Below are 25,960 nucleotides of genomic sequence, written 5' to 3' on the forward strand. Positions count from 1 at the left end.
GCGGGTCAGGCCGCGTCGTAGGCGGCCTGGAGCCCGGCGATGTCCAGCTTGACCATCTTCAGCATGGCCTGGGCCACCCGGCCGGCCCGGACGCGGTCGGGGTCGCCCATCAGCCGGCCCAGGGCGTTGGGGACGATCTGCCAGCACACGCCGTAGCGGTCCCGCAGCCAGCCACACCGCTCGGGGGTTCCGCCCTCGGACAGGGCGTCCCAGAGCCGGTCGACCTCCGCCTGGTCATCGCACGTGAGCACGAAGGAGACCGCGTGGTTGAAGGGCTCCATCGGACCGGCGGTCATGGCCAGGTAGGGCTGTCCCGCCAGGACGAAGTCGACGATGGTGACCGAGCCCGGCGGTCCACTGGGCGATTCCCCGGGCATCTTGGTGATGTTGTTGATGCGCGAGTTGGGAATCAGGGAGACGTACAGCCGCGCGGCCTCCTCGGCCTTCTCGGAGTACCAGAGGTGGGGGCGAATCGAGATCATGGAAGGCTCCAGCGGGGAATGGGGTTAGCCGTCGACCAGGGTCTCGAAGCCGCCGTAGATCATGCGCTTGCCGTCGAAGGGCATCATCAGTTCCTGCATGCGCGGATCCTCCATCATCTTCTTCTGCCCCGCGTCGCGGACGGCCTTGGACGGCCACTCGATCCACGAGAAGACGACCACCTCGCCCGCCTCGGCCTTCACCGCGCCCTTGAAGTCGGTCACCTTGCCGTCGGGCACGTCATCGCCCCAGCACTCGACGACGCGCACCGCGCCGAACTCCTTGAAGAGCGTCTGGCCCATCAGGGCCACCTTCCGGTAGGCCTCCTTGTTGGCGGCGGGAACGGGGACCACGAATCCATCGATGTAGCTCATGATGTTTCTCCTTTCAGGGTGAGGGCTCAGGCGGCGGTCTGCGCGGCCTGGGTGGTAAGCATCCACGGCGTGCCGAAGCGATCCGTCAGCATGCCGAAGCACGAGGACCAGGACATCGGGGTGAGGGGCACTGTGACCTGGCCACCCTCGGCCAGGGCGGCGAAGAGCCGGCGCGTCTCGTCGTCGGTCTTCAGGTGCAGGGTCATGCTGAAGCCCCCGGATTTCTGGGCGTAGGCCGGCGGGACATCACACCCCATGAGCGCCTGGTCACCCGCCTGGAGCCAGACGTGCGCGATCTTGTCCTGCCACTCCTCGGGCACCTGGCTTCCCGGCATGTCCCGGAAGGTGACCAGGGTGAGCTTGCCTCCCAGCACCTCGGCGTAGCGCTCGAAGGCCTCCCGGCACTGGCCGTTGAAATTCAGGTTGCTGACGATCTTCATGGTCGAGTTCCCTCGTGAATCGGTGGCTTCCCCTTCACGTCGGTCGAGCCCGCGCCTTTTCGACACCGCCCGCGCGATCTCCCGAAAAAAAAGCGCGGGGCGTGGCGCGGCGCGTCAGGGCACCTCTCCCGGGCGCCCGCGTCCGGCGCTTCATCGCCGCCGCCGCCCGGAGGCCCAGGGCGGACAGCAGCAGGCCCAGGAAGGGCAGGTAGAAGGGCTCCCGGTTCATCACCGACCGGCGCCCGTAGGACACCAGGTAGTTGAGCGCCAGGACATGCAGGCCCACCCGGTGCCACCGTTTCCAGCGCCGGGGCCCGAGCGCGCGCTTCGCGGGCTCGAAGGAGGTGGCGCTCATGACACCCAGGGCCAGGAAGCCCGACAGTCCCCCGATGCGCTGGAGCGGATAGGTCGCCTCGCGGAAGTGGATGGGGTGGCGCATCCGGAAGGCGAGGATCGCCGCGCCGGCGGTGAGCTGGGCCACCGCGCAGGACAGGCCCAGCGCGCGCTGGCGTGCCGCGAGCCCCCGGCTCAGGGCTCCCGGCCACAGCGTGACCAGGCTCGAGGAGACGAAGACGGGCAGGAACAGACCGAAGCCGAGCCGGGCCGAGCCGCGCAGCACCCGCCGGATGCCCGCCTCGGTGACGCCGTCCCGGCCCAGGATGAAGGCCGTCCGGGCGCCCACACAGCCCAGGGTGGCGAGCACCAGGGGGCGGTCCCGGGTCATGGCGCGCGCTCGGCGTGGCCCATGAGCCAGGTGGCGAGCCGGGGCCAGAGCTCCTCCCGGGCCGACCGGCTGGCGATGAGCCGGGTGTGGCCGTAGTCCTCGCGGAAGCCGTCCTCCTTGGAGCAGGTGAGGAAGGTCTTGTCGTCGCTGCCGAGCGCATCGAACAGCCGGCGGCAGCCCGCCACCGGGGCGATGAAGTCGTCTCCGGCGCCCGCGAGACACAGCGTGGGCACCCGCACGTGCATCAGGGCGTCCAGGTAGTCGAAGCCGTCCGCGCCGAGCCACCGGCCGCTCAGGTTCCAGCGGAACCACTGGTTCATCAGGGGCCGGGTCTCGTCCTCGGGTCCGAGCCCCATGGCCTTGCCCGAGGCCCGGCCCATCACGTTCGTCAGGAGCAGCCCCGCGCCGAGCTTCATCATGCCGAGCACGCCGGGGCCCGCGTGGGTCGTCTGGCTCCCCATCGTGACGATGCCCTGGAAGCGGGCGTCATCGCCCGGGTTGCGGGCGAGGTGGATGAAGGGCAGCACGCCGCCCGCGCTGTGGCCGATCCAGAACAGCGAGTCCCGTCCGGTGGTCTCCCGCACCGTGTCCAGGGTGGCCTGGACCTCGTGGAGCGCGAGCCGCTCGTAGCTCCACACCGGGCCGCCGCGCGCGCTCTGTCCGTGCCGGGGCCACTCCAGCACCCAGCTGTCGAAGCCCGCGTCCTGGAGGAAGCGCGCCAGTTGCTCGCACAGCTTCGCGTTCGAGAACGTCCCGTGCGTCAGCACCACCGGCGGCAGGTGCGTGTCCTCCCGGGGCAGCCGCGTCAGCGTGCCGCCCACCCGCTCGCGCGGTGCTTGCCGGGGGATGACCTCTGCCCGCCTGGGCTCCACCTGCATGTCCATGGTTTCCATCGCCCTGTTCCCCTTTCTCTCCGCCCTGCCTTGCCCGGCCTCACCACGAGGCCAGGGTTTCGTTCACCTCCGACCCCTCGCTTCCCAGGTCCTCCAACCTCCGTGACACCAGCCCGAGCAGTTCCCGCCAGGCGCTCTGGAGGAAGAAGTGGTCGCCGGGCAGCAGGTGCAGCGAGAAGGCCCCCTGGGTGTGCTCCGCCCAGGCGGCGAGCGCTCCCCGTCGCGCGAGCGGATCCTCCCGACCGCCGAAGACCGCGAGCGGGCATTCCAGGGGCGACTCCTCCTCATGGCGGTACGAGGCGCATACCTTCAGGTCCGCCCGCAGCACTGGCAGGTGTTCCTGGAGGAGCGCCACGTCACCCGGTCCCCGCCGGGTCACGCCGTGCCGCGCCAGCTCCGTGAGGAGCGCCTCGTCGCTCAGGGTCTCCAGGGTCAGGGGCGTGGGCGGCCGGGACAGGTGGGGCGCGGGCTCTCCGGAGACGAACAGGGCCTCCAGTCCGGCTCCCCGCCGCCGCAGCCGCCGCGCGAGCTCGAAGCCGAGCAGGGCGCCCATGCTGTGGCCGAAGAAGACGGTGGGCACATCCAGGTACGGGTGCAGCTCGTGCTCCAACTGGTCGACGAGCGCCGTGAAGTCCTGGTGGGGGGGCTCGTCGCTCCGGGTCTCCCGTCCGGGCAACTGCACGAGCCCGAGCTCCGTGTCGTGTGGCAGGGCCTCGGCCCAGCGCCGGAAGGACGTCGTGCCCGCGCCCGCGAAGGGGAAGCAGAGCAGCCGCCGCTGGGCGCGGACCCTCGGCTGGGGGCGCACGAGGACCGACGCGGGAGACCGTCGCGGAAGCGGGCGCTCCGGGCGGGGCGGCTCGGGCAGGAAGTCGCCCTCGCGCAGGTCCTGGACGCTCTGCTTCACCGCCGTCACCAGTGCCTCCACGTCCTCGTCCGTGTGGGCCGTGGAGAGGAAGAAGCTGCGCCCCTCCCAGACGTAGATGCCCCGGCTGAGCAGGTGGAAGAAGAACAGCTCCAGGTGCCGGGGCAGCTTGAAGCGGAAGAGCGAGCCGAAGTGGACGACCTCCAGCGGCACCTGGCCCTCCTGGAAGAAGGCGTTGAGGCGCTCGGCCAGCTTCGCCGTGCGGGCGTTCAGGCGTTCCTGGAGCGCTGGGCCCTCGTCCTTCAAGCGCCGCAGCGTGGCCACCGCCGCCGCCATGGCGAGCGGGTTCTTGTTGAAGGTCCCCGCGAACCAGACGGGCTCGGTGCCCGGCTCCGAGTCGTCACCCTCGCGGTAGGCCCCGCCGTCGATCGCGTCGAGGAAGCGCGCCTGGCCCGCCACCACGCCGATGGGCATGCCTCCGCCGATGATCTTCCCGTAGGTGACCAGATCCGCCTGGACGCCGAACAGGGCCTGCGCGCCGCCCTGATGGCAGCGAAAGCCCACGAGCACCTCGTCGAAGACGAGCGCGATGCCCTTCTCCCGGGTGAGCGTGCGCAGGTCCTGGAGGAACGCGCGGGGTTGGAACTCCGGGCGCCGGCCCTGGACGGGCTCCACCAGCACGGCGGCCAGGGAGTCCGCGTGCTCGCGGATCAACTCGAGCGAGCGTGGGTTGCCGTACTCCAGCACCAGGACGTCCTGCTCGAGGCTCGGCGGCGCGCCATGGGTCATGGGGATGGTGCCCAGCACGCCATCCGAGGAGCCATGGTACGAGCCCGAGAAGAGCGCCACCTTGGGGCGTCCCACCACCCCGCGCGCCAGGCGCAGCGCCGTCATCACCGCCTCGGTCCCCGAGCCGCAGAACGCCACGCGCTCCACCCCCGTCAGCGCACACAGGAGCCGGGCCGCCTCGGCGGCGTGATCGGCTTGAGGGCCGATGGAGACGGTGCGCTGGAGTTGGGCCTGGAGGGCCTCGGTGAGCCAGGGCGCCGCGTGTCCGAACAAGTGGACGCCGAAGCCCATGGCGAAGTCGACGTAGGCGTTGCCATCGGCATCCCAGAAGCGCGCGCCCTCGGAGCGCACGCCGACGAGCGGGTAGCACATGGCCTTCGTCCAGTGCCATTGGGCCCGGAGCGCCGCGGGGAAGGTCGACCGGAAGCCCGCGGAGGCGCGGGTGTCGGCCAGGTGGATCTGCGACTCCCGCCGACGCGCCTGGGACGTGGGGGTGCGCCGCGTGTAGCGATCGATGAGCGCGTCCAGGTGGGCCCGCTGGCGCGGGGTGAGTTCGCGCACCGGCTCGGGAGTCCCCGGCGTCGGCCGCGCGTCGGCCAGGTGCGTGGCCAGCGCGTCGAGCGTGGGCAGCCGCTCGAACACGTCCCGCAGGGACAGCGGCACGTGGAACTCGCGCTGGATGCGCTGCAGGCCATCGATGAGGACGAGGGAGTCCACTCCCAGGTCGACGAGAGGCGTGTGGGCATCGACCGCGGAGGGCTCCACGGCGAGCAGCTCCGCCATCAGGGTCCGCAGCCGGAGGGAGATCCAGGCCCGGCGCTCGGTGGGGCTCTTGGGGGGCGGCGGCACGGGCATGGCGGGCACCTCGGGGGGCCGAGGGGGTTCGCGTTCCTGGCGCTCTCCGAGCCAGAAGCGGCGACGCTGGAAGGCGTAGGTCGGCAGGGGGGAAGGGACGCCCGGCGTGCTCCGGCCCAAACGCTTCCACTCCACCGGGGCGCCCTGGACATGCAGGGCGCCCAGGCTCTCGAGCATGCGCTTCCAGTCCTCGCCCGGACGGCCCAGGGACGGCAGCAAGGACGCGGGAGCCCCACTCGCGCCGCGACGCGCGAGTCCCAGCAGGGTGGGCTGGGGACCGATCTCCAACCAGACATCGAGGCTCATACTCACGAGCCTGTCCATGGCCGCGCCAAACAGCACGGGCTCGCGGAGCTGTCGTCGCCAGTAGGCTGGCGAACCGAGCGTTCCATCCTCGAGCGCCGTCCCGGTGAGCGAGGAAATCATCGGCACCCGGGGGGCGTTGAAACGAACCCCCGAGGCCACCTGCTCGAAGGCGGCGAGCATGGGGTCCATCCGGGGCGAGTGGAAGGCGTGGGACACCCGCAGGCGCCGGTGCCGGAGGCCGTGGGCACGCAGCCCGGCGAGCACCTCCTCCATCGCCTGGGCCTCCCCGGAGAGGACGACGTCGTCCGGGCCGTTGATCGCCGCGAGGGACACCCGGCCCGCATGGGCCGCCAACACCGGCGCGAGCTGTTCCTCGCGGGCGATGACCGCGGCCATGATGCCCGACCCGCAGCGCTCCTGCATGAGGCGTCCGCGTGCCGCCGTCAGCCGCGCCGCGTCCTCCAGGTCGAGCACTCCCGCCACCACGGCCGCGGCGTACTCGCCCAGACTGTGGCCGACCACCACGGCGGGCTCGATGCCCCAGGCTCGCCACGTCTCGGCCAGCGCGTACTCCACCGCGAACAGGGCGGGCTGCGCGTAGCTCGGCTGCTCTAGCGGCGTGGACTCACCGGGCGCGGGGTACAGCACGGACAGCAGGGGCCGCTCCAGGCTCGGGCGCAGCAGCGCCTCGCACCGCTCCAGGGCGGCTCGGAAGGTGGGCTCCGTTTCGTACAGCGCCCGGCCCATGCCCGGGAACTGCGAGCCCTGGCCCGTGAAGAGGAAGGCCACCGTGGGGCGCTTCTGTCCCCGGACGCCCTGGGAGACCCCCGTCCCCCCGGGCTCGCCCGCCGCGAAGCGCTCCAATTCCGTGCGCAGGGCCTCCGGGGCGCTGGCGACGAAGGTCGCGCGGTGCGCGAGCTGGGCCCGTCCCGTGTTGGCCCGCGCGGCCACCTCCGCGAGCGACACGTCCGGCCGCTCGGCGAGGGCCGCCGCGAGCCGGGCCGCCTGGGCTCGGAGCGCGTCCGGCCCCATGGCGGACAGGCGCACGAGGTGCGTGGACCGCCGGGGCGCCCCGTCCTCGCGGATGCGAGGGACAGGCGGGGCTTCCTCCACCACCACGTGGGCATTGGTGCCGCTCAGCCCGAAGGAGCTCACGCCCGCGAGGCGCCGCCGCGGGCCCTTGCGCCAGGGCATGTTGTGGTGGGGCACCGCCAGCGGCAGTCGCTCCCAATCCATGTGCGGACTCGGCTCCCGGGCGTGCAGGTGGGCTGGAAGCTCCTCGTGCTCCAGGGAGAGCACCACCTTGATGAGGCCGGCGATGCCCGCCGCGGCTTCCAGGTGGCCGATGTTCGTCTTCACCGAGCCCACCCACAGGGGCGCGTCCGAGGCGTCCCGGTCTCCGCGCACGTGGGCCAGGGCGGACAGCTCGATGGGGTCTCCCAGCGCGGTGCCCGTGCCATGGGCCTCCACGTAGTCCACGTCCCGGGGCGCACAGCCCGCGCGCTCGAGCGCGGCGCGGATGACGGCCTGCTGGGCCTGTCCGTTGGGCGCGGTGAGGCCGTTGCTCGGCCCGTCGTGGTTGATGGCCGAGCCGCGCAGCACGGCCAGCGGCGTGTCGCCATCGGCCAGGGCGTCCGAGAGCCGCTTGAGCACCACCACGCCACAGCCCTCGCCCCGGCCGTAGCCATCCGCCGAGGCGGAGAACGTCTTGCACCGGCCGTCCGGCGACAGCGCCTGCAGGGTGGAGAGATAGAGAAAGCCCTCGGGGGAGAGCAGGAGGTTGACGCCCGCGGCCAGGGCCAGGTCGCTCTCGTGGCGCTGGAGGCTCTGGCTGGCGAGGTGCAGGGCCACCAGGGACGAGGAGCAGGCCGTGTCCACCGCGAGGCTGGGGCCCTGGAGTCCGAGCACGTAGGACAGCCGGCCCGCGGCGGTGCTGAGCGCGGTGCCGGTGCCCGCGTGGGGGTTGCCTTGAGCGACGCTCCCCGCGCGGGCGTGCAGCAGGGTGTAGTCCTGGCTGGAGATGCCGACGAAGACCCCGGTGCGCGAGCCCACGAGCGCGTCCGGGGCGAGGCCCGCGTGCTCCAGGGCCTCCCAGGCCACCTCCAGCAGCAGGCGCTGCTGCGGATCCATGCTCCGGGCCTCCGCGTCCGAGATGCCGAAGGGCGCCGGGTCGAAGCGGTCCACCGCGTCGAGGAAGCCGCCCGCGCGGGTGTACGTCTTCCCGGGCGTGGGCCGCGGGCTGTAGAGCGCGTCGACCGACCAGCGCTCCGGGGGCACGTCGCGAATGGCCTCGCGGCCCTCGTGCAGCAGCCGCCAGAAGTGCTCGGGATCCGGGGCGCCGGGAAAGCGGCAGCCCAGGCCGATCACCGCGATGGGCTCGTCCTGGGGCGTGCTCGCCACGGGCTCGGGCGCCGGGGTGGTGCCCGTCAGGTGCGCCGCGAGCTTCTCCACGGTCGGGTACGCGTAGAGCAGGGTCGGCGACAGCCTCCGCCCGAGCCGCTGCTCCAGGGCGCCGGACAGCGCCACGGCCTCCTTGGAGTCCAGGCCGAAGCGGGCGAAGGGCGCGTGCACATCCACCGCCTGGGGCGACACGTGCAGACGGGTGGCGAGCTGCTCCAGCAGCCACTGTTGAAGCGCCGCTCGGGAGGGCGTCGCCGGGGCCTCCGGACGGGAGGCGAGGCCCGCGCGCCAGAGGTGCAGCACCTCCAGGGTCCCCTCGAGGAACGCGGTGCGCGTGGCCCGCCGCTGGATCTTTCCACTGGAGGTTTTTGGCAGCTCGCCCTGGGCGAGGAGCACCACCGCCCCGAGCGACAACTCATGCTCACGCGAGACCGCGAGGCGGATGGCCTCCACGATCGACTCTGGCGCCAGGTCGTCCTGGGCGCGGACCTCCTGGACCACCACGAGCTGCTCCTGTTGGTCCGCCTCGATGGCGAAGGCCACGGTGCAGCCGGGACGAAGCGCGGGGTGGCTGCGCTCCACGGTGGACTCGATGTCCTGGGGATAGTGGTTCTGCCCGCGCAGGATGATGAGGTCCTTGCGGCGGCCCGTCACGAACAGGCGCCCGCCCTGGAGCAGCCCCAGGTCTCCCGTGCGCAGGAAGGGGCCCGTGTCCGACTCCGCCAGGCGGGCCTGGAAGGTGTGGGCCGTCTCCTCGGGGCGATTCCAATAGCCGTCGGCCACGGACGGACCGGCGAGCCAGATCTCCCCCTCGTGCCCATCGGGGCAGGGCACGCGGGTCTCCGGCTCCACGATGACCAGCCGCTGCGTGTCCCAGCACTGGCCAGAGCCGATGCGCGGCCGGGTGTCCTGACGGCCGGGCAAGGGGAGGGCATGGGGCTCGGGTGGCTCACCGCGGGGCCCGCCGGTGACGAACAGGGTGGCCTCGGCGAGGCCATAGCAGGGGAAGAACGCGCGCCGCTGGAAGCCGCACGGCGCGAAGGCCTCGACGAAGCGCTGGAGCGTCTCGGTCTGGATGGGCTCGGCGCCATTGAAGGCCGTCTCCCAGCAGCTCAGGTCCAGTTCGCCGCGCTGCTCGGGCGGGATGCGGCGCACGCACAGGTCGTAGGCGAAGTTGGGACCGCCGCTGAGCGTGGCGCGGTGGCGGGAGATGGCTCGCAGCCAGCGCGCGGGCCGCTGGAGGAAGTGCAGCGGCGACAGGAGGACGCAGGGCAGGCCCCGGTACAGCGGGTGGAGCACGTTCCCGATGAGTCCCATGTCGTGGTACAGCGGCAGCCATCCCAGACAGCGGGTGTCCGCATGGGTCTCGAAGGCGCGCCCCATGAGTGCCTCGTTGCTCATGAGGTTGGCGTGGCTCACCCGGACGCCCTTGGGGCTCGCCGTGGAGCCAGAGGTGTACTGGAGGAAGGCCCAGGCCTCCCGGACGGGCGCGGGTCCCTTCCAGAGGTCCCCACCGCCACCGTTGACCGTATCCGTGGCCAGCCAGCGGGGCGCGGCGAGGTCCGGCGTCTGGGCCAGCAGCTCGGGCGTGAGGTCCAGGAGCGCCTGGGTGGTGAGCACGGCGCACGGCTGACAGTCGGCCACGATGCTCCGCAAGCGCGGCAGCGTGCGCGCCAGGCGCATGGGATCGGGCGGATAGGCGGGCACCGCGATGACGCCCGCGTAGAGGCAGCCGAAGAAGGCGGCGATGAACTCCAGGCCCGGCGGGTAGAGCAGCAGGGCCCGGTCCCCCGGGACGCAGTGGCCCAGGAGGCTCGCGGCGATGGCCCGGGCCCGTGCATCCAGCTCCGCGTACGTGAGGCGCTGCTCCTCCTGCTCGCCATCCACGAGGAAGAGGTAGGCCTGGGCCTCGGGCTGGTGCTGGGCGCGGTGCGCCAGCACGTCCACGAGGGTGGCGTGCGCGTCGAGGTTCTCGGGAGCGGATGCGGGCGTCATGGGAGCCTCGGGGAGGTCAATGCAGGGCGGCGGCGGCGGCGGCGGGACGGGCCTCGGCCAGGAAGTGGTCGATGAAGTCGTTCCAGGTATCGAGCGAGCGGAGGATCTGCCGATGGACCTCCGCGTAGCGCTCGGGGACGAGGGCCTGGCGCAGGACGAACCACATGTCCTCGGAGTGGTCGTCGTCGAGGAACGCCCCGTCGTGATCGATGTGGATGGAGTGGTAGCCGTGCGTGGCATCGACGGTGGTGCGCTGGTGGACGTTGTGCGACCAGGCGACGGTGAAGCGCACGAACACGGACTCCGCGGCGCAGAGCGTGGCGGCGAGCCGGTCCAGGTCGCCGTAGGTCTCCTCGAACGCGCGGCGGGCGGCGCGGGCGGCGGGGCTGGGCGGGTAGGTGTCGATCTCCCGCTGCGTCACGCCGAGCTGGTGCAGCGTGGTGTCGAACTCGAGCAGGTGGGCCCGCGAGGGATGGCCCGTGTAGTCCGCCTCGGTGGAGCCGTTGGGCACGAAGCCCAGCTCGTCCAGGACGTTGAGCTGGATGAGGAAGCGGCCCGCGATCTTCGCCACCGCGCCCAGGCGGGGCTCGAGCTCGGCGGTGCGGAACATGGCCATGATGAGGGCATCGGTGAAGATGTCCGAGAAGGCGTAGCGGAACTCCTGATGGAGCATCCGCTGCTGTCCGGCGTCGATGCTCGCCGAGCGCATGGCCTGGATGAGCGGGTGGTGGGAGATGGGGTGACCGTCGATCATCTCGCGCAGCTCGCGACAGAAGTCGCCGTTGCGGCGCCAGAGCTCGGCGGGGACGGATTCCTGGATGACCTGTCGGCCATTCTTTCGCGCGGTGTCGAGCATGGTGGGTTTCCCTTTCGTTTGACGGGGGGCATGAGGGCGTTCCGGGTGGCGAGGGGGCGGCGTCATCCGTTCGCCTTTTGGAGAGAGGGCGGCGGGGGGATTTGTGAGGCCCGGGCCGCTTTTTTTTCTCCGCCCGAGATTCCTCGAGGAACGCCATCTCCTTGGATTCACAGGGGATTTCCAGGCGCGAGCGCGGGGCATTCCCACGGCTTGGGAATTCGCACGCAACTCAGCGCGGGAAATCACGACAACTGGTGCAAGGAGCTTTCATGACCACCTACCGCATCCGCCCCGGCGACACCCTCTCCGCCCTCGCTTCCCGCTTCAAGACGAGCGTTTCCGCGCTGGCGCGCACCAACAAGATCGCCAACCCGAACCTCATCTACGCGGGCAAGACCCTGCGCATCCCCGGCCACGGCGGGAAGGACAGCTTCGAGCCCGCCAAGGGCGGCGCGAAGGGTGGCACGGGCGGAGCGAAGGGCGGCACGGGCGGCACGAAGGGCAACGCCCCGGTGGGCGGGAGCACGGGCGCCGGTGGCGCGGGTGCGACCCCCGCGATGCGTCGGCTCGCCGAGGCGGGCCGCGCGGCGGCGATGGGCATGGGCGGCTACAACAGCCAGGGCCTGTGCGCCACGGGCGTGAGCCGGGCCATCCAGAACGCCTTTGGCATCAAGGTCTGGGGCAACGGCAACCAGATCGACAACAACCTGCCGCGCGACAAGTTCAAGCAGGTCAACATGTCGCTCGAGGAGGCGCTCAAGACGCCGGGCCTCGTGCTCACCTGGGAGAAGACCTCGTCCCGCCTGGGCAGCATCTACGGCCACACCGCCATCACCACCGGCGACGGCCGCTCGTCCGTGAGCGACTTCATCGAGCGCAACACGCTGGGCGCCGGGGGCCGCAGCGGCCTGAAGATCTTCCGGCCGCTCGTCTAGTCCGGGCGAGGCTCAGGACGACACGCCGCCCGCGAGCGGCGTCGTCCGCCAGTGCTCCAGGACGGGCCGCAGGGCGTCCACCAGCAAGGGCAGCTGGGGCGCCAGCGCGAGGCACGCCACCACCTGGAGATTGCGCGCCGCCTCCATGACGGCGAGCACCCGCCGCTCGAGCGGCCTGAGACCCAGCCGCGTCGCGGCGGCGTCGTAGGCCGCGAAGCCCTCCTCCCCGACCCCGGCGAGATCCCACTCCACGGGCCCGAGCGTCGCGTGCTCGAGGTCCGACATCAGGGGTCCCGAGGCCGTGCGGATGATGTTGTAGTAGGGCGCGTCCCCGTGGATGCGCTGGACGCCCACCTCCGGAAAGCGCTCGGAGAAGGCCTCCCGCGAGGTGGCGAGCGGCGCGAGCAGCGCCCACTCCCGCCGGGCCCGCGCGAGATCCTCCCGGGTGAGGAACAGGGGCGTGGCGTCGAGCTGCTCGAGGCTGTCGGGAATGGCCGAGTCGAGCGGCACCAGCCAGCGTGCCTCGACCGGGCAGTCCCGCAGCGCGGCGTGCAACTCGGCGGTGGCCTGGAAGCCGGGCCCGAAGTCCGTCACGGGCTCGGGCAGGGCGTCCACGAGCCGCCAGAACGTCATCGAGAAGCCCTCGCGCTGGACGGGCGCCTCGGGGACGAGCGGACTGGGCGGCACCACGGGAAAGCCCTGTCGCGCGAGCCAGGCCGCGACGGCGAGCTCGACGCGCTGTTGCGCCGCCCGTCCCGCCAGGTCCGCGGCCACCGCGCGCGGGAGCACCGTGGGCACGCGGACCACGACGGGCGCGGGCGCCAGGTGGACGACGACCGAGAAGACATCGTGGAGCACACGCGGCTGTTCCACGGTCAGGCCGAGCGCACGGCCCGCCTCCACGGCGGCCGAGACGGCGCGCTCCCGGCGCGCCGCGAGTTCTTGGGACGTCATCATGTCGGGGGGCTCCCTGGGGTTCAGTCCTCGCTCTGCACGTCGCCGGGCGCGGCGCCCCAGTCCTCGAGCACCTTCGCCTCGTCCTGGGCGCTGCGCGTCTTCTTGAAGCGCGCGCCCGACGCGCCCTTCACCCGGCGCTCACAGGCGGCCCAGGTCCGGTGGCGCTTCACGACGCGGCCCACCTCGCTCAGGTACGAGTACGCCTTGGCGGAAGAGGAGGACTCGCGCTCGCCGGACTTCTTCTCGGGCACGGCGGTGTCCGTGGGCAGCTCGTGCACGGCCACGGTGTAGCCCTGGAGGGGACCCGTGTGGAGCCGGATGCCGCGGCCCTTGGAGTAGGCCACGGCGATCTCGTCCACCCGCTCGTTGCCCGGCACGCCCGCGTGGCCGCGCACGTAGCGCCAGTCCACGGAGGCGTCCTCGCCGGGGAACGCCTTCTTGCGCTCGGCCAGCAGGGCCATCAGCCGCTTCCAATAGGGCGCGTTGGCCACGTCGCCGCCCGAGGCCGTCTTCCACCCGCGCTGACTCCAGCCGAACACCCAGCGGGTGATGCCCTGAATCACGTAGGTGGAGTCCGTGTAGATGTGCACCGGGCCGGGTGTGCGCTCCAGGTGGCGCAGCGCCTTGCCCACGGCCGTCAGCTCCATGCGGTTGTTGGTGGTCTCCGGCTCGTGGCCGCCCAACTCCGTCACCTCGCCCGCGGGCGTGACGATGAGGGCGCCCCAGCCGCCCGGGCCCGGGTTGCCGGAGCAGGCTCCATCCGCGAAGACCAACGTGGCTCGGCCATCCATGCGGCCATCCTATGCCGTGCGCGGGGCACCGGTGCGCGGTTCTTCGAGGTCGTCATCCGCTCGGCGTGCTTGTACGGCACCCCGGTGGCCGTCCCGGTGGGCCGAGTCGCGCGGGACCAGGGTGGTGAGGGTGAGGGGTTGGGTGCGTGAGTCGTGGTTACGGGATATTGGTCGGATCGTTGGTGAAGAGGACGTGGAAGAGCGGGGTGTGGGGGGCTCCAGGGCGTTCGCATTATAACCCCTTGAAAAGACGAGGTTGCGCGAGGTGGGCACTACTGCGAAAGTAGGTCAACATGCCCGGCCAGACGCCCAAGGACGCCTCGCCGTGGACGTACTTCGCCTCGTTGAAGGACAAGCGCATGGAGCGCTGCCGGAAGCATTCGCACCAAGACATCCTCGTCATCGCGATTTGCGGCTTCATCTGTGGCGTCGACAATTGGGCGGATAGGGAACGGTGGTGGCGATTTCGCTGGGGTAGAAGAAGCCCCCAGCGCCTCCCATGCCGATACGGAAAGCCACGAGCAGGGACACAGGCGGGTGGAGACACGACGCTGCTGGGTGACGTCGCAGGTGAAGAGTACGCGCGGCATGAGGGCGTCTGGACGTCGCGTTCTCGTGAAGATGAGAGCCGGGGGCGTGAAAGACATGCGCAAGAGAACATGGCCATGATGCGACGCCTCGCATTGCCCTGCTGAAGCAAGACACACGGACGAAGGCGGGCATTTCCGGTCGTCGCGAGAAGGCCGGGTGGAACCATGACTATCTTTTTTCTCTGCTGACGCTCCGCTCCTGACCCTGACAGCGGAGATCACGTGGCTTGAGGCTGAAAGCCACAGGCTTTGAACCATTGGGCCGCATCCGAGGCAGAAATGAGCAGCATGGCGTCCTCGACCGCCTGACGAAGTGCTGTGACGGTGCGCGCTTCTGCCGTCCGGAGCAATCCCTTGAGCTTGGACCATGCGAATTCAATGGGGTTGAGGTCGGGTGAATACGGAGGCAGGTAGAGCACCTGGCCTCCATGCTGCTCAATGAGGGCGATGGCTTCCTTTCGAAAGTGCGCCCCCGCTCTGTCCAACAAGACGATGTCTCCAGGCCGCAGCATCGTCAGGAGATAATGGCTGACGAAATGGAGGAAGACATCCCCAGTCGTGGCTCCCTCATTCATCATGACGGTTTCCAGCCCATCGAGACTGAGCGCGCCAATCATGCTCAGCACGGTGCCTCGATTGCGAGGGACAGCTTGCGCCACGCGTTGTCCCGTCGGGGCCCAGGCTCGTTCGCGCGTCATGTCGATGGTGCAGCCCGCCTCGTCGATGCTCAACACCTTGGGAGTCGGAAGCTCGGGTTGTCGTTGGTGAAAGGCCTCTCGTTGGGCTTGGACGTCGGGTCGTTCGCGTTCGGTCGGGTAGCGGACTTTTTTTGAGCGTGTAGCCCAATCGCGTCAGCGTCCGGCCGATGGTTGCCACGCTCACTCGCACGCCTGTGCGCTCCGTCCACGCTCGCGCCATCTCGGCGCGGGTCCGGTCGGGTTGTTCATCGACCAGGCGACTAAAAGCGCTCACCTCCCCATCGCCTATTCGGTGGGTTTGCCCACCCCCGTGCGGCCGCGGAGCAGGGCTTCCCGTCTCACGAGTGAGACGCATCCAGCGTTGGACCGTGGCCCTACCCACTCCGAAGCGACGTGCCAATTGCTTGGACGTCCCCTCTCCTTGCTGGAAGGCCTCAACCACCCGTTGCCTCAAGTCCATCGAGAGTGCTGTCGTTCCCATCGCTCCCGATCAACCCCTGGGCGCCTCAGCTCATTCGATTCCCGCTGTGACAGGGCCGTTTCATTAAAATCAGCCACTTGATGGTGCGATTGCTCTGGACGCCCCCCATCCCCCAATGCCATCCGTTGCGGTGTCCCTGGAGCCCGTCACAGGCCCGATGCGCAGTTCCCCGGTTCACCACCCCCCGAGCAGCTGGGGCGTGCGGCTCGTTCCTCGCCCCGATAGGGGGGGACCTGGGCGCTGCGCCCCGGCTCACATGGCCGTCCTCGCGCTGGCGCCCTTCTCCACGTCACGGGTGCGTTCTGCGCACGGAACTCCCGCCCTTCACTCCTCTGGTCCCGGGATTGGGTCTTCACGGCCCTCACCCCGAGAAGTGCCGCTGCGGCGCAACCTTCTCCTGCCCGTGCTGGAAAGTCCATGCGTGCCCCAAGCCCGTCACGACAGGTTCTGGCCACGCCATGTTTCGCACTCGGGCCCCTGGAACCGTCGCTGTCAGAGCGCGTCCGCATAATCCATACAGTTCTACCAGGACCCTCCAGGTCCTGGATGGATTGGAGGACGTATTCATGCACTTGCGAGTGTGCTTCGCACTTCTCTTCTGGGTGTCCGCCTGCGCGAGCGCGCCCCCCTCGCTCTCGCCGTCACGCTCCTCCGCCTTCGCCTTCGCCCCGGCGCCTCCCTCGTACCCGCGCCTCCAGTTCGTCTCCGCGCGGACGGACGTCGAGCATCCGCCCATCGCAAAGGCGGACCTGGAACAGGCCAGGGCGCTGCTCCTCCAGGCGCGCAATGACCTGGAGCCCCGTCAATGGGAAGCGTTGGCGGGCAAACTCACCGCTGCGGAACGAGCCTTCGAGCGCTTCTCCCAGGCCACGAAAGCCAGCGGGCAAGCCGCGGAGGTGGTCAGGGGGGCGGAGGGAATCGCACAGGCGAGCCGTGCCAGGGCGTGGGTTGAAGTTTCTCCCCGAGTGGGCCCATTGCTCGTGTTTCTCGTGCTGCTCGACCCCTCCAGCACCGCCGGGCCGGAGATCGACCGTCGCCCGGAATGGGTGGACGCCCAAGGGGAGTACGAGGCCCGTCTGCGGGAGGTGGCAGAGGAGTCGCGACGACTCATGGGGGAACGTGCACTACAGGATGCCGAGCCTGACTTTGATTCGGCCCCGCTGATGGCCGTCAGGGAACCCAAGACTTGGCGGAACACGGAAAATCCAGCGACAGGTAGGTTCTACACCAGCGTCGAGGAGTATGACCGTATTCCTCGTTACCCTGATCAGACCTGTAAGAACAGCCACCTCGACAAACATCGTGAGCAGAAGTTCGCACTCTACAAGGCAATCCCTCCTCTAGATCCAAGACGGCCCAATTCGTCGAACAAAAGATGGTACCCGGTGACACCATGCTCCAGGATTCGGCTGCGTCTTGCAGCCATGCAGAAAGTTCTTGATAAACGGGAGGAGATCCGGAAAGACTGCTTTGGGGGTAAATCTGATCCTGGCCATGATCAAGCAATAGACGATGTTGAACAGGGCATTGAAAACCTGAAGCCGCTCGAAGCAACAAATTGCGCCCCGGGTCACCTAATGGCGGATAAGTGAATCATGTCGGAAGAACTCTTCGCGGCGATCGAACAGCACGACACAGCTCGGGTCAAGGCACTGCTGGCAGGGGGAGCCAATCCGAACGAGCCGCAGTCAGAGGAGCGGGGGCTGCGTCCGCTGCAAGAGGCCATCTTCGCACTTTACGATGGAGGCGAGGTCGACGTACTCCAGGCGCTCATCGAGCACGGCGCGGACGTCAACGCTTGGGACGCCAAGCGGGACCAGACCCCCTTGTTGACGGCCGTCTGCGAGCAAGAGGTAGCGGCCCTCGAAGTGCTCGTGCGGGCGGGGGCCGACCCCAATGTGCGCAGCAGCGAAGGCATCATGCCGCTGCGGGCATGCGCGGAGGTGGGCAGCCTTTCCATGGCGGCTCTGCTCCTGTACGCGGGGGCCGCCCGGACCATCAACGATTGGGGCGGGCTGTCCGGGCTCACCGCTCTCGGGCATGCGGCACTTCGACTGGACATACCCATGATCAAGCTACTGCTCGCCGCAGGCGCTAACCCGAGGGCCCCGGACGAGGACGACCTACATGCCCACGACCGTCTGCCGCCGCGTGCTGAATCTGATTCCCAGACATGGGACGCCGCGTTCGAACTGCTCGGAGGAGCGAAGGACCGCATGCCGTTGTAGAATGGAGGTCGCGTGCCTCGGGCTCACGGACACGCCGCTCGACCTGGACACCCCCGCGCACCTGGACGCACTCAAACGGGCCTACGAGCGCTTCCCGAAGATTGGCGGGCGCGCGACTCCGTGACGGCTGCACCGTTCGCAGGCCGTTGCTGTGGCCCCCTACGGCCCTCTTCACTTCCGGCAAGCCTCAAGTCGGCCTGCCCCAAGGCGCTCCCTACGCGCTCCGCTCGGGCCCGCCCACGCGTAAAGCAACGCGGGCAGCGGTTCACAACGTCAACGAAGCCGGAGGACCGTGAGCTGGCGTGTCATTGGCCATGATGCGACGCCTCGCATTGCCCTGCTGAAGCAAGACACACGGACGAAGGCGGGCATTTCCGGTCGTCGCGAGAAGGCCGGGTGGAGCCATGACTATCTTCTTTCTCTGCTGACGCTCCGCTCCTGACCCTGACAGGGCCGTTTCATTAAAATCAGCCATTTATGGTGCGATTGCCCTGCTGCCACGCCTTGATGCCCTGCCGACCCGGATAGAGGGCGTGTGGCGGGGCTCCATTACTGGGAATCGCTGGAAGCTCAGGGGGTGCAGGTCATGCAATCCACCCAGACTCGCATGACGAGACTCAACGGGATGGGGACGCTGGCGAACACCACGCAGAGCTTCCCCCGTAGGGCTTGGCGAGGGCGAAGGTGCAGCAGCACAAGCGGGATGACGAACAGCAGGACAAAGACGATTCCGAAATGAATGGTCGCGTCCGGATCGGCTGGGAGCACGAGGAGCGGTTCCTGCTGTCCCTCGATGTACTCGTAGGCATCCGAGAAACGTTCGGAGGCGTACAGGGCCAGGGGAAACAACACGAGCCACTGCGCGCCCAGGAGGAGACGGGCGAGCCTTCTGCCCGATCGGGTCCCTCCCGGAACCGGGGTCTCTCGCGCGCGCTCGGTGGCCATCGCGAGTGGGGGCCTACTTGTACGGCACCACGGTGCCGCCCCGGTGGGCGGAGTCGCGCAGGACCAGGCGCGTCTCCTTGTAGAGGCGCGCCGCCTTGGGCCCCACCAGGAAGGGCTTGGGGTCTCCCTTGCGGAAGGTCTTCTTGAGGTACTCCTCCACCTCTCGGTACAGCCTGAGGAACTGGTCCGCCGCCGCCTCCTTGCGGCCCGTCTGCGGCGTCACGTCCATCTCCGCCCACATCTGGCCACTGAGCAGCTCGCCCTCCTCGTTGAGCCGGCTGCGCTCGAAGAAGATGACGGGCGAGCGCACCTCGTCGATGCGCCAGAAGCCCTTGTCCGGGCCCCGCTTCATCTTGTCCACGATGGCCGGGCCCACGGCCACGGCCACCAGGTAGAGGTCCTCCTCGGGCAGCCGGGGCACGTTCTCCTGGCGCGCCTTGAAGGCGACCCAGTCCGGAGGCACGCGCCGGGGGTACACCTCCAGGTCGAAGCGCTCGAGGTGGCGGAAGAAGGCGACCTCGTCGTCGGGGGACATGAAGAACTGGAGCTGGGTGGCCATGCGTCCGCCCCTTAACCGAATGCCGGCTCTTGCGGAAGTCCGAGCCCCTTCCGGACTAAACAATCGCCCCCTCATGGACACCACTTTCGACGCCCTGCTGCTCCGGATGAAGGAGCTCCGCGACCTCGGAGGCCTCATCGGCCTGGCCTCCTGGGACCAGGAAACCTACCTGCCCGCCAAGGCGGCCGAGGCGCGCGCGCAGCAGCTCACCACCCTCCAGGGGCTCCAGCACGAGCGGCTGGTGGACCCGCGCCTGGGCGAATGGCTCGCCTGGACCCAGGACCGCAGGGATCTCACCGACGACCAGCTCGCCATGGCGCGCGTGCTCATCCAGGAGCGCGATCGGGCGGTGAAGGTGCCCCGCACGCTCGTGCATGCCCTCGCGGAGGCTCAGAGCCGGGGCGTGCACGCCTGGCGCGAGGCGCGCAAGGCCAACCGCTTCGACCTCTTCCGGCCCGCCCTGGAGCGGCTGCTCACCCTGCGCCGCGAGCAGGCCGACGCCTATGGCCACGCGGGCGAGCGTTATGACGCGCTGCTCGAGGGCTTCGAGCCCGGCATGCGCGTGGCGCGCCTGGGGCCGGTGCTCTCCTCCCTGCGCGACACCCTCATCGGCTGGGTGGGCCGCCTCCAGGCCTCGCCGCGCCAGGGCCCGGACCTCCTGGCGGGCCGGCACTTCGACCTGGAGGGCCGCAAGCGCCTATGCCAGCGGCTGCTCGAGGACATGGGCTTCGACCTGGAGGCGGGGCGGCTCGACCAGAGTGTCCACCCGTTCTCCAGTGGTTTGCACCCCACGGATGTGCGGCTCACCACGGGGCTGGAGGAGCCCGGGCTCGCGTGCCTCTTCAGCACCCTGCACGAGGGGGGGCACGGCCTGTACGAGCAGGGTTTCCACCCGGTGTTGCATCGCACGCCGCTGGCGAACGCGCCCTCCATGGGCCTGCACGAGTCCCAGTCCCGGCTGTGGGAGAACCTGGTGGGCCGGGGCCGGCCGTTCTGGACGCACTACTTCCCGGTGCTGCGCGAGGCCTTCCCGGACACGCTCGCGGACGTGGACCTGGAGGGCTTCCTCGCGTCCGTCAACCGGGTGACGCCCTCGCTCATCCGCGTGGACGCGGACGAGGTGACGTACAACCTGCACATCGTGCTGCGCTACGAGCTGGAGCTGCTGCTCATCCGGGACGAGCTGCCGGTGGCGGACCTGCCCGAGGCGTGGAACGAGCGCATGCGGCGCTTCCTCGGCGTCGCCCCGCCGGATGACCGCCGGGGCGTGCTCCAGGACATCCACTGGGCCTGGGGGGAGTTCGGCTACTTCCCCACGTACGCGCTCGGCAACCTGTACGCCGCGTCCCTCTACGCCACGGCGCGCCGGGCCCTGCCGGACTTGGAGCGGGGACTGGCCCGAGGCGAACTGCGGCCTCTGCGCGACTGGCTGCGCACCCACGTGCACGCGGAGGGCTACCGCCTGCCCGCGGAGGAGCGGGTGCGGGTGGTGACGGGCGAGGGCCTCACGGACGACGACTTCCTGGGCTACCTGAAGTCCAAGTTCGGGACGCTCTACGACGTGAAGTTGTGAGGCAGGTGTGAGGCAGGTGTGAGGTGGTGGGCGTCCGCGCCCGGGCCTCCGCCGCGCGCGTTGTGGCGGCGGGGGCTCCATGGAACGGTGCCGCCCCATGGCCGTCACTTCGCAGTCCGTCTCGCAGCCCGTCTCACCGCAGCCCTTCGAGCTGTCGCGTTCGGAGAAGATCCTCACCCTGGCGGGCGTGCTGCTCGGCATGTTGCTGGCCGCGCTCGACCAGACGATCGTGTCCACCGCGGGCCCCGCCATCCAGAGTGACCTGGGCATTCCCGCGTCGCTCTACGCGTGGATCACCACGTCCTACCTGGTGGCCTCCACGGTGCTGGTGCCGGTGTACGGCAAGCTGTCGGACGGCTTCGGCCGGCGGCGCATCCTGGTCATCGGCATCCTCATCTTCCTCACGGGCTCGGCGCTCTGCGGCCTGTCGCGCACCACGATGCAGCTCATCCTCTCGCGGGCGTTGCAGGGGGCGGGCTCCGCGTCGCTCTTCACCAGCGCCTTCGCCATCGTGGCGGACATCTTCCCGCCCTCCGAGCGTGGCAAGTACCAGGGCATCTTCGGTGGCGTGTTCGGCCTGTCGAGCGTGGTGGGGCCGCTGGTGGGGGGCTTCCTCACGGACCATCTGAGCTGGCACTGGGTGTTCTTCGTCAACCTGCCCCTGGGCGCGGTGGCGCTCGGCTTCATCCTCACGCGCATGCCGCCCCTGCGCCGCGAGGGCGTGCGGCCCTCGGTGGACCTGTGGGGCGCGCTGACCCTGGCGGTGTTCACCGTGCCCCTGCTGGTGGCGCTGTCGCTCGGGCGCGGTGCCCCGTCGTCGGAGGGCGGGGGCGCGTCCTGGTCGGTGGGGCTGCTGGTCGTGTCCGCGGTGGGGCTCGTGGCCTTCCTGTTCGTGGAGCGCTCGGTGCGTGAGCCCCTGTTGGACCTGTCGCTCTTCAAGAACCGCGTGTTCGCCGTGGGCAACCTCGCCACCTTCCTCAATGGTGGCGTCTTCCTGGGCGCCATCGTCTTCCTGCCGCTCTTCATGGTGAACGTGGTGGGCCTGTCCGCCACGCGCTCGGGACTCACGCTGACGCCGCTCACCCTGGGCATCGTCGCGGGCAACGTGCTGTCCGGGCAGCTCGTGGCGCGCTGGGGGCGCTACAAGCCGTTGATGATCCTGGCCCAGTGTCTGCTCCTGGCCGCCTTCGCGGTGATGGGCTTCACGCTCTCGCCCGAGTCCACCCAGGGCGAGCTCACCGTGAAGATGGTGGCGGTGGGGCTGGGGCTGGGGCCCGCCATTCCGCTCTTCACGCTCGCCATCCAGAATGGCGTGTCGCCCACCCGCATGGGCGTGGCCACGGCGAGCGCGACCTTCTTCCGGCAGATGGGCTCCACCGTGGGCGTGGCGCTCTTGGGCATGGTGTTCGGCGGGATGCTCGGCTCGGCCATGGCCACGCACCTGGCCGAGGCCACCCGGGACGCGCCCGAGGGCCTGCGCCAGGAGCTCCAGGCCGCCGCGGTCCCGGGAGGGGAGGGCGCGGGGGCGGGTGAGGGCGCTCCGGGTCAGCGGGCGTTCGACGCGGCGGCGCTCCGCGCGCGCCTGGCCGGGGAGTTCGAGCAGCGGCGCGCGGCGCTCCCACCCGGGGAGGAGGCCCCCCGCGCGGCGCTGGAGCGGGAGCAGCGGGAGGCCGAGGCCGCCGTGGACCGGATGGACCTGGGCATCAAGCGCGCCTTCACCGAGGCCATTCGCGCGCTGTACCTCAGCGCCCTGGGGGTGGCGGCCCTCGCGCTGCTCGTCATCCTCGCGCTGCCGGAGCTGCCCTTGCGCAAGAGCAACGCGCCCCCGCCCGTGGCGGAATAGCGCCTACTCCTTCTGGCCGCGCGCCCGCGTGTAGATGAACGAGACGGCCAGGAGCAGCGCCCCGAGCACCAGGAAGGTGAGGATGCGCTGATTGGGCGGCAGGCCGGACAGGTCCACGAACAGGAGCCGCGCGAGCGCGAGGCCGAGCACGCCGAGCCCCGCGAAGCGGTACCAGCGCTCGCGCACGGTGAAGCCGAGCAGGAACAGGAGCGAGGCCGCCAGGCCCCAGGCGAGCGTGACGAGCGCCGGGGGCAGCACGTCGCCCAGCATCCACACGGCGGCGAACCCCGCGCCCAGGGCGCACAGGGCCTGGAGGCTCGGACGGGAGACGCTGGCGCGCGCCACCGACAGCCGCTCCACGATCACGAAGGCCACGAGCAGGCCCGCGTTGAGCCCGGCGCGCCCCGCGGGCGGCAGCCATGTGGCCCCCAGCGCGAGGAAGAGCAGGCCCACGCCCACGCTCGTGAGGGCGCTGGCGCCCAGGGTCCGCCCGGCGAGCCCCGCCCCGAGCCCCACCACCGTCCAGGTGCGCACGAGCGTCGCGCCCTCGAACTCGGTGGGTACGCCCAGGGCGAGCGAGAGCACCGCCGTGGCCACGTACGTCTGGAAGAGGGCGTCCGAGGCCCCCCGCATCCGCGCCCCGGCGCCGCACGCCGCCTGGGCGAGTGCCACGGCGACGAAGAAGGCGAACAGGCGCGGGGAGTCCCAGCGCTCCACCTCCACGGCGCCCAGGGCGAGCAGCCCGGCCCAGTTGAGCAGGGCGAAGGTGAGCCCCACGCGCCGCGACAGCTCGCGCGGCTCGATGAGCAGGGCCACGGAGAAGAGGACGTAATAGAGCGCGAGGAAGCCGAGGCTCAGGGCGAGCCGGTCCCCCGTGCTTCCCCCCGGCGCGATGGCCTGCGTGCGCATGGCCCACACCACGTGCGTGGAGTAGACGGCGACGAGGCTCGACAGGGGGACGATCACCCAGCGGTTCTTCACCAGGAAGAAGAGCGCCCCGGCGGCCAGCAGCGCCGTGGACAGGAGCGTGAAGAGGGTGATGTCGCTGAGCATCCCCGTGTGCAGTCCGAGGAACAGGGCGATGCCCGCCACCGTCTCCGAGCGCATGCGGTGGGCCACCACCACGATGGCCACCGTGTTGAGCGCCAGCAGCACGAGCGCCAGCACCTCGCTGTCGATCACCCGCACGGCGGGCACGAAGTGCAGCGCGTAGGTGACGAAGTAGCCGAGCGCCAGGCCTCCCCCGAAGAGGATCTGCCCGAACAGCGCGTGGCGCCGCGACAGCCAGAGGCCCAGCGCCGCGAGCCCCGCGCTCAGCAGGTAGCCCAGACCCACGCGCGCGAGCACGCCCAGGTCCCCGAAGTGGTAGATGATGAGGAAGGCGAAGCCGAGGATCAGCGCGACGATGCCCGCGCGGCTCAGCCAGTACGTGCCCAGGTGCGCCTCGAGGTCCCTCGGCGCGGGGGCCGGCGCGGCGCTCGGGACGACGGGCGGAGGCGGTGGGAGGGCCACGGGCGGCGGCGCGGCTTCCAGTCGGGCGATGCGCGCTTCCAGCCGGGCAACCGTGTCCTCCAGTCGCCGCACGACGTCATTCAACTCCCGCGAGTTGTCCTCCGCCATGGACTCCCTGGGCGAGCCCCCAGGCTCAGGTGAACAGCAGCGGGCGGCACGCGCGCGCCAGTTGTAGCGCGTCCCGGGCGAGGCCGTGGTTGGAGATGTTGCCGTCCAGCCACGCGGTGCGCGCGACCTGGTTGCTCAGCTCGAAGCACAGCGTCGCCGTGCGACGGCTCAGCCGACTGTCCTTGCGCAGGGCGCGGACGTTGAGTTCACACAGCTCCGCGCACTGACGCAGCAACCGCACCGGCTCGCTGTCCGCCCGCACGCCCTTGGCCACCAACAAACGCATCGCCGCCTCGCACGAGGCCTGACAGCTCAGGCTCGCCGAGATGCAGTGATGAATGTCGTTGGTCTCCCCACCCAGCCGAACTCCAGACATGCCCGCCACCTCCACACCGATCCCCAACCTACGCATGTTCCGGGTGTCCGCAACCTTCCGACGTTCGGCGTCATACAGGTTTCATCCGCCGACCGGGTCGTTTTCTTGCCTCCCTTGTCACACCCGTGCGTACCCGCGCCTACGTGAGCGCACGAGGGTGTGCGCCCGCGGACACTCAGGTCTGGAGGGGAAAGGCGGCCAGCAGGGTGAGGAGGCCCTCGCCGTAGAGGCGCACGCGCTTCTCGCCGAGGTAGGGCAGGGCGCTCAGGGCATCGAGGTCCGCGGGCGGACGGGAGGCGAGCGCGTCGAGCAGCGGGTTGGGCATCACCACCGAGGGCGTCACCTTGCGCGCGGTGGCCTGGGCCGAGCGCCACGCCTTGAGGGCGTCCTCGCGCTTGCGCCGGTTGAGGTCGCGCGGGCCGCGCTCCTCCGCCTCGGGCTTGAGCTCGCCCTGGCGCGACTTCTCCAACAGCTCGCGCACGAGCGCCAGCACCTCGTCGCCGTGGGCGCGCACGAAGGAGCCGCGCACGCCGGCCGCCTTGGACAGCTCCTTGGTGTTGCCCGGCGGTTTGAGGGCGATGTCGGTGATGGCCATGTTGGAGAGCGTGCGCCCCATGGGCACGTTCTCCGCCTCGGCCCACGCCAGGCGCTTCTTGTGCAGGGCCTGGGCGAGGGTGTTGGCCAGCAGCAGCTGCGCGGGGGACAGGCCGCCCTTGGGCAGCTTCGGCTTGAAGTCCGCGCCCACGTCGGGCCGGGCCGCCGCCTCGTCGCACATGCGCTGGCAGTCGAGCTGCACCTCCTCGAGGATGTCCGCCGCGCGGCACTCCTCGCGCACCTGCCGGCCCAGCTCCACGAGGTAGCGCACGTCGTTGGCGATGTAGTCGCGCATCTCCGGCGGCAGGGGCCGCAGGGCGAAGTCCGACTGCTGGTGCTCCTTGGGCAGCTCCACGCCCAGGCGCTCGCGTGCCAGGTCGGCGAGCCCCACCTTGGGCCAGCCAAGCAGCGTCGCGGCGCGGTGGGTGTCGAACAGGCCTTGCACGCGCACGCCCGCCTCGGCGAGGAAGGGCAGGTCGCCCGAGGCGGCGTGGAAGAACTTGGTGCGCGCGGGGTCCTCCATCACCCGGGCGAGCAGCGAGGGCGTCACGCCGGGCTGCAGCGTGTCGAAGAGGAAGACGTCCGCGTCGGTCCCGACCTGGAGGAAGCACAGGCGGGCGCGAAAGGAATGCATCGCGTCCGTTTCCACGTCCACGGACAGCTCCGCGACGTCCTCGAGTCGTTGGGCGGCGGCCTGGGCGCTCGCCGCGTCCTGGATGTCCTGTGCACCGGTGGGAAAGGTCGGCATGGGATGGAGCAGGCTAGCGGACCGGCTGTGTCCATGGAGCGTGTTTTT

The 25,960-nt window shown here is 70.3% G+C and carries 21 protein-coding genes and 2 pseudogenes; 7 read left to right on the top strand and 16 right to left on the bottom strand.

Going from position 1 to position 25,960, the window contains the following annotated elements:
- Window positions 1-5: 5 nt before the first annotated feature.
- The 7 genes from I3V78_RS10035 to I3V78_RS10065 are packed head-to-tail and all read right to left on the bottom strand — an operon-like array spanning window position 6 to window position 10,974.
- Window positions 6-482, bottom strand: a complete 477-nt coding sequence (locus I3V78_RS10035) for a VOC family protein (RefSeq protein ID WP_204486461.1) — start codon at window positions 480-482, stop codon at window positions 6-8.
- A gap of 24 nt (window positions 483-506) precedes the next feature.
- Window positions 507-854, bottom strand: a complete 348-nt coding sequence (locus I3V78_RS10040) for a DUF1428 domain-containing protein (RefSeq protein WP_204486463.1) — start codon at window positions 852-854, stop codon at window positions 507-509.
- A gap of 26 nt (window positions 855-880) precedes the next feature.
- Window positions 881-1,294, bottom strand: coding sequence for a VOC family protein (locus I3V78_RS10045; RefSeq protein ID WP_204486465.1), 414 nt, complete (start codon window positions 1,292-1,294; stop codon window positions 881-883).
- Between the two features lie 34 nt (window positions 1,295-1,328).
- On the bottom strand, window positions 1,329-2,018 hold the full coding sequence (locus I3V78_RS10050; protein WP_204486467.1) for a hypothetical protein: 690 nt from the start codon (window positions 2,016-2,018) through the stop codon (window positions 1,329-1,331).
- Window positions 2,015-2,911 carry an alpha/beta fold hydrolase gene (locus tag I3V78_RS10055; protein ID WP_204486469.1) on the bottom strand — a complete coding sequence of 299 codons (897 nt, stop codon included), beginning with the start codon at window positions 2,909-2,911 and terminating at the stop codon, window positions 2,015-2,017. The genes I3V78_RS10050 and I3V78_RS10055 overlap by 4 nt, the downstream gene beginning before the upstream one ends.
- A gap of 40 nt (window positions 2,912-2,951) precedes the next feature.
- Window positions 2,952-10,118, bottom strand: coding sequence for a type I polyketide synthase (locus tag I3V78_RS10060; protein WP_204486471.1), 7,167 nt, complete (start codon window positions 10,116-10,118; stop codon window positions 2,952-2,954).
- 16 nt (window positions 10,119-10,134) lie between these two features.
- Complete coding sequence (locus I3V78_RS10065; RefSeq protein ID WP_204486473.1) at window positions 10,135-10,974, bottom strand: hypothetical protein; 840 nt, start codon at window positions 10,972-10,974, stop codon at window positions 10,135-10,137.
- A 269-nt stretch (window positions 10,975-11,243) separates the two neighbouring features.
- Here I3V78_RS10065 and I3V78_RS10070 point away from each other — a divergent pair, with 269 nt between their 5' ends.
- Window positions 11,244-11,909, top strand: a complete 666-nt coding sequence (locus I3V78_RS10070; RefSeq protein ID WP_204486475.1) for a LysM peptidoglycan-binding domain-containing protein — start codon at window positions 11,244-11,246, stop codon at window positions 11,907-11,909.
- 12 nt (window positions 11,910-11,921) lie between these two features.
- Here I3V78_RS10070 and I3V78_RS10075 read toward each other — a convergent pair whose 3' ends face one another.
- Complete coding sequence (locus I3V78_RS10075) at window positions 11,922-12,866, bottom strand: phosphotransferase (RefSeq protein WP_204486477.1); 945 nt, start codon at window positions 12,864-12,866, stop codon at window positions 11,922-11,924.
- A 20-nt stretch (window positions 12,867-12,886) separates the two neighbouring features.
- Complete coding sequence (locus I3V78_RS10080; RefSeq protein ID WP_204486479.1) at window positions 12,887-13,657, bottom strand: RNase H family protein; 771 nt, start codon at window positions 13,655-13,657, stop codon at window positions 12,887-12,889.
- A gap of 293 nt (window positions 13,658-13,950) precedes the next feature.
- On the opposite strand from I3V78_RS10080, the gene I3V78_RS40315 reads away from it, so the two are divergent.
- The gene (locus tag I3V78_RS40315; RefSeq protein WP_204486481.1) at window positions 13,951-14,352 is read left to right on the top strand and encodes a transposase family protein; all 402 of its coding nucleotides are present in this window, start codon (window positions 13,951-13,953) and stop codon (window positions 14,350-14,352) included.
- Window positions 14,353-14,465: 113 nt separating this feature from the next.
- Here I3V78_RS40315 and I3V78_RS10090 read toward each other — a convergent pair.
- Together I3V78_RS10090 and I3V78_RS40320 are read right to left on the bottom strand one after the other, a co-directional pair.
- Window positions 14,466-15,062: pseudogene (locus I3V78_RS10090) on the bottom strand (IS630 family transposase); the annotation flags it as partial.
- A 217-nt stretch (window positions 15,063-15,279) separates the two neighbouring features.
- Window positions 15,280-15,426 (bottom strand): annotated as a pseudogene (locus I3V78_RS40320) (helix-turn-helix domain-containing protein); the annotation flags it as partial.
- Window positions 15,427-15,992: 566 nt separating this feature from the next.
- Between I3V78_RS40320 and I3V78_RS10100 the strand changes: the two are divergent.
- The 3 genes from I3V78_RS10100 to I3V78_RS39120 are packed head-to-tail and all read left to right on the top strand — an operon-like array spanning window position 15,993 to window position 17,778.
- Complete coding sequence (locus tag I3V78_RS10100; RefSeq protein WP_204486492.1) at window positions 15,993-17,018, top strand: hypothetical protein; 1,026 nt, start codon at window positions 15,993-15,995, stop codon at window positions 17,016-17,018.
- Between the two features lie 3 nt (window positions 17,019-17,021).
- Complete coding sequence (locus I3V78_RS10105; RefSeq protein WP_204486495.1) at window positions 17,022-17,654, top strand: ankyrin repeat domain-containing protein; 633 nt, start codon at window positions 17,022-17,024, stop codon at window positions 17,652-17,654.
- 1 nt (window position 17,655) lies between these two features.
- Window positions 17,656-17,778, top strand: coding sequence for a DUF5953 family protein (locus I3V78_RS39120; protein WP_239576375.1), 123 nt, complete (start codon window positions 17,656-17,658; stop codon window positions 17,776-17,778).
- Between the two features lie 446 nt (window positions 17,779-18,224).
- Here I3V78_RS39120 and I3V78_RS10110 read toward each other — a convergent pair whose 3' ends face one another.
- Both I3V78_RS10110 and I3V78_RS10115 read right to left on the bottom strand, forming a co-directional pair.
- Window positions 18,225-18,599, bottom strand: a complete 375-nt coding sequence (locus I3V78_RS10110) for a hypothetical protein (protein ID WP_204486497.1) — start codon at window positions 18,597-18,599, stop codon at window positions 18,225-18,227.
- Between the two features lie 13 nt (window positions 18,600-18,612).
- On the bottom strand, window positions 18,613-19,158 hold the full coding sequence (locus I3V78_RS10115; protein ID WP_204486505.1) for a hypothetical protein: 546 nt from the start codon (window positions 19,156-19,158) through the stop codon (window positions 18,613-18,615).
- A gap of 73 nt (window positions 19,159-19,231) precedes the next feature.
- Between I3V78_RS10115 and I3V78_RS10120 the strand changes: the two genes are divergently transcribed.
- Together I3V78_RS10120 and I3V78_RS10125 are read left to right on the top strand one after the other, a co-directional pair.
- A complete protein-coding gene (locus I3V78_RS10120; RefSeq protein ID WP_204486508.1) occupies window positions 19,232-20,731 on the top strand; it encodes a carboxypeptidase M32 in 1,500 nt (499 codons plus the stop codon).
- A gap of 97 nt (window positions 20,732-20,828) precedes the next feature.
- Window positions 20,829-22,574 (top strand): MDR family MFS transporter, encoded by a 1,746-nt coding sequence (locus tag I3V78_RS10125; protein WP_204486510.1) that lies wholly within the window; start codon window positions 20,829-20,831, stop codon window positions 22,572-22,574.
- 3 nt (window positions 22,575-22,577) lie between these two features.
- Here the strand turns inward: I3V78_RS10125 and I3V78_RS10130 are convergent, their stop codons facing one another.
- From I3V78_RS10130 to I3V78_RS10140, 3 genes are all read right to left on the bottom strand, one after another.
- Window positions 22,578-24,194: a DUF2339 domain-containing protein gene (locus I3V78_RS10130; RefSeq protein WP_204486513.1), complete on the bottom strand. Its 1,617-nt coding sequence runs from the start codon at window positions 24,192-24,194 to the stop codon at window positions 22,578-22,580.
- 25 nt (window positions 24,195-24,219) lie between these two features.
- A complete protein-coding gene (locus I3V78_RS10135) occupies window positions 24,220-24,570 on the bottom strand; it encodes a four-helix bundle copper-binding protein (RefSeq protein ID WP_204486515.1) in 351 nt (116 codons plus the stop codon).
- A 175-nt stretch (window positions 24,571-24,745) separates the two neighbouring features.
- Window positions 24,746-25,912, bottom strand: coding sequence for a ribonuclease D (locus I3V78_RS10140; protein WP_204486524.1), 1,167 nt, complete (start codon window positions 25,910-25,912; stop codon window positions 24,746-24,748).
- Window positions 25,913-25,960: the final 48 nt, after the last annotated feature.

Source organism: Archangium primigenium (assembly GCF_016904885.1).
GTDB classification, from domain to species: domain Bacteria; phylum Myxococcota; class Myxococcia; order Myxococcales; family Myxococcaceae; genus Cystobacter; species Cystobacter primigenius.

Coding starts and splice junctions, on each gene's coding strand:
- I3V78_RS10035 (WP_204486461.1), bottom strand. CDS start 482: ATGATCTCGATTCGCCCCCACCTCTGGTACTCCGAGAAGGCCGAGGAG.
- I3V78_RS10040 (WP_204486463.1), bottom strand. CDS start 854: ATGAGCTACATCGATGGATTCGTGGTCCCCGTTCCCGCCGCCAACAAG.
- I3V78_RS10045 (WP_204486465.1), bottom strand. CDS start 1,294: ATGAAGATCGTCAGCAACCTGAATTTCAACGGCCAGTGCCGGGAGGCC.
- I3V78_RS10050 (WP_204486467.1), bottom strand. CDS start 2,018: ATGACCCGGGACCGCCCCCTGGTGCTCGCCACCCTGGGCTGTGTGGGC.
- I3V78_RS10055 (WP_204486469.1), bottom strand. CDS start 2,911: ATGGAAACCATGGACATGCAGGTGGAGCCCAGGCGGGCAGAGGTCATC.
- I3V78_RS10060 (WP_204486471.1), bottom strand. CDS start 10,118: ATGACGCCCGCATCCGCTCCCGAGAACCTCGACGCGCACGCCACCCTC.
- I3V78_RS10065 (WP_204486473.1), bottom strand. CDS start 10,974: ATGCTCGACACCGCGCGAAAGAATGGCCGACAGGTCATCCAGGAATCC.
- I3V78_RS10070 (WP_204486475.1), top strand. CDS start 11,244: ATGACCACCTACCGCATCCGCCCCGGCGACACCCTCTCCGCCCTCGCT.
- I3V78_RS10075 (WP_204486477.1), bottom strand. CDS start 12,866: ATGATGACGTCCCAAGAACTCGCGGCGCGCCGGGAGCGCGCCGTCTCG.
- I3V78_RS10080 (WP_204486479.1), bottom strand. CDS start 13,657: ATGGATGGCCGAGCCACGTTGGTCTTCGCGGATGGAGCCTGCTCCGGC.
- I3V78_RS40315 (WP_204486481.1), top strand. CDS start 13,951: ATGCCCGGCCAGACGCCCAAGGACGCCTCGCCGTGGACGTACTTCGCC.
- I3V78_RS10100 (WP_204486492.1), top strand. CDS start 15,993: ATGCACTTGCGAGTGTGCTTCGCACTTCTCTTCTGGGTGTCCGCCTGC.
- I3V78_RS10105 (WP_204486495.1), top strand. CDS start 17,022: ATGTCGGAAGAACTCTTCGCGGCGATCGAACAGCACGACACAGCTCGG.
- I3V78_RS39120 (WP_239576375.1), top strand. CDS start 17,656: ATGGAGGTCGCGTGCCTCGGGCTCACGGACACGCCGCTCGACCTGGAC.
- I3V78_RS10110 (WP_204486497.1), bottom strand. CDS start 18,599: ATGGCCACCGAGCGCGCGCGAGAGACCCCGGTTCCGGGAGGGACCCGA.
- I3V78_RS10115 (WP_204486505.1), bottom strand. CDS start 19,158: ATGGCCACCCAGCTCCAGTTCTTCATGTCCCCCGACGACGAGGTCGCC.
- I3V78_RS10120 (WP_204486508.1), top strand. CDS start 19,232: ATGGACACCACTTTCGACGCCCTGCTGCTCCGGATGAAGGAGCTCCGC.
- I3V78_RS10125 (WP_204486510.1), top strand. CDS start 20,829: ATGGCCGTCACTTCGCAGTCCGTCTCGCAGCCCGTCTCACCGCAGCCC.
- I3V78_RS10130 (WP_204486513.1), bottom strand. CDS start 24,194: ATGGCGGAGGACAACTCGCGGGAGTTGAATGACGTCGTGCGGCGACTG.
- I3V78_RS10135 (WP_204486515.1), bottom strand. CDS start 24,570: ATGTCTGGAGTTCGGCTGGGTGGGGAGACCAACGACATTCATCACTGC.
- I3V78_RS10140 (WP_204486524.1), bottom strand. CDS start 25,912: ATGCCGACCTTTCCCACCGGTGCACAGGACATCCAGGACGCGGCGAGC.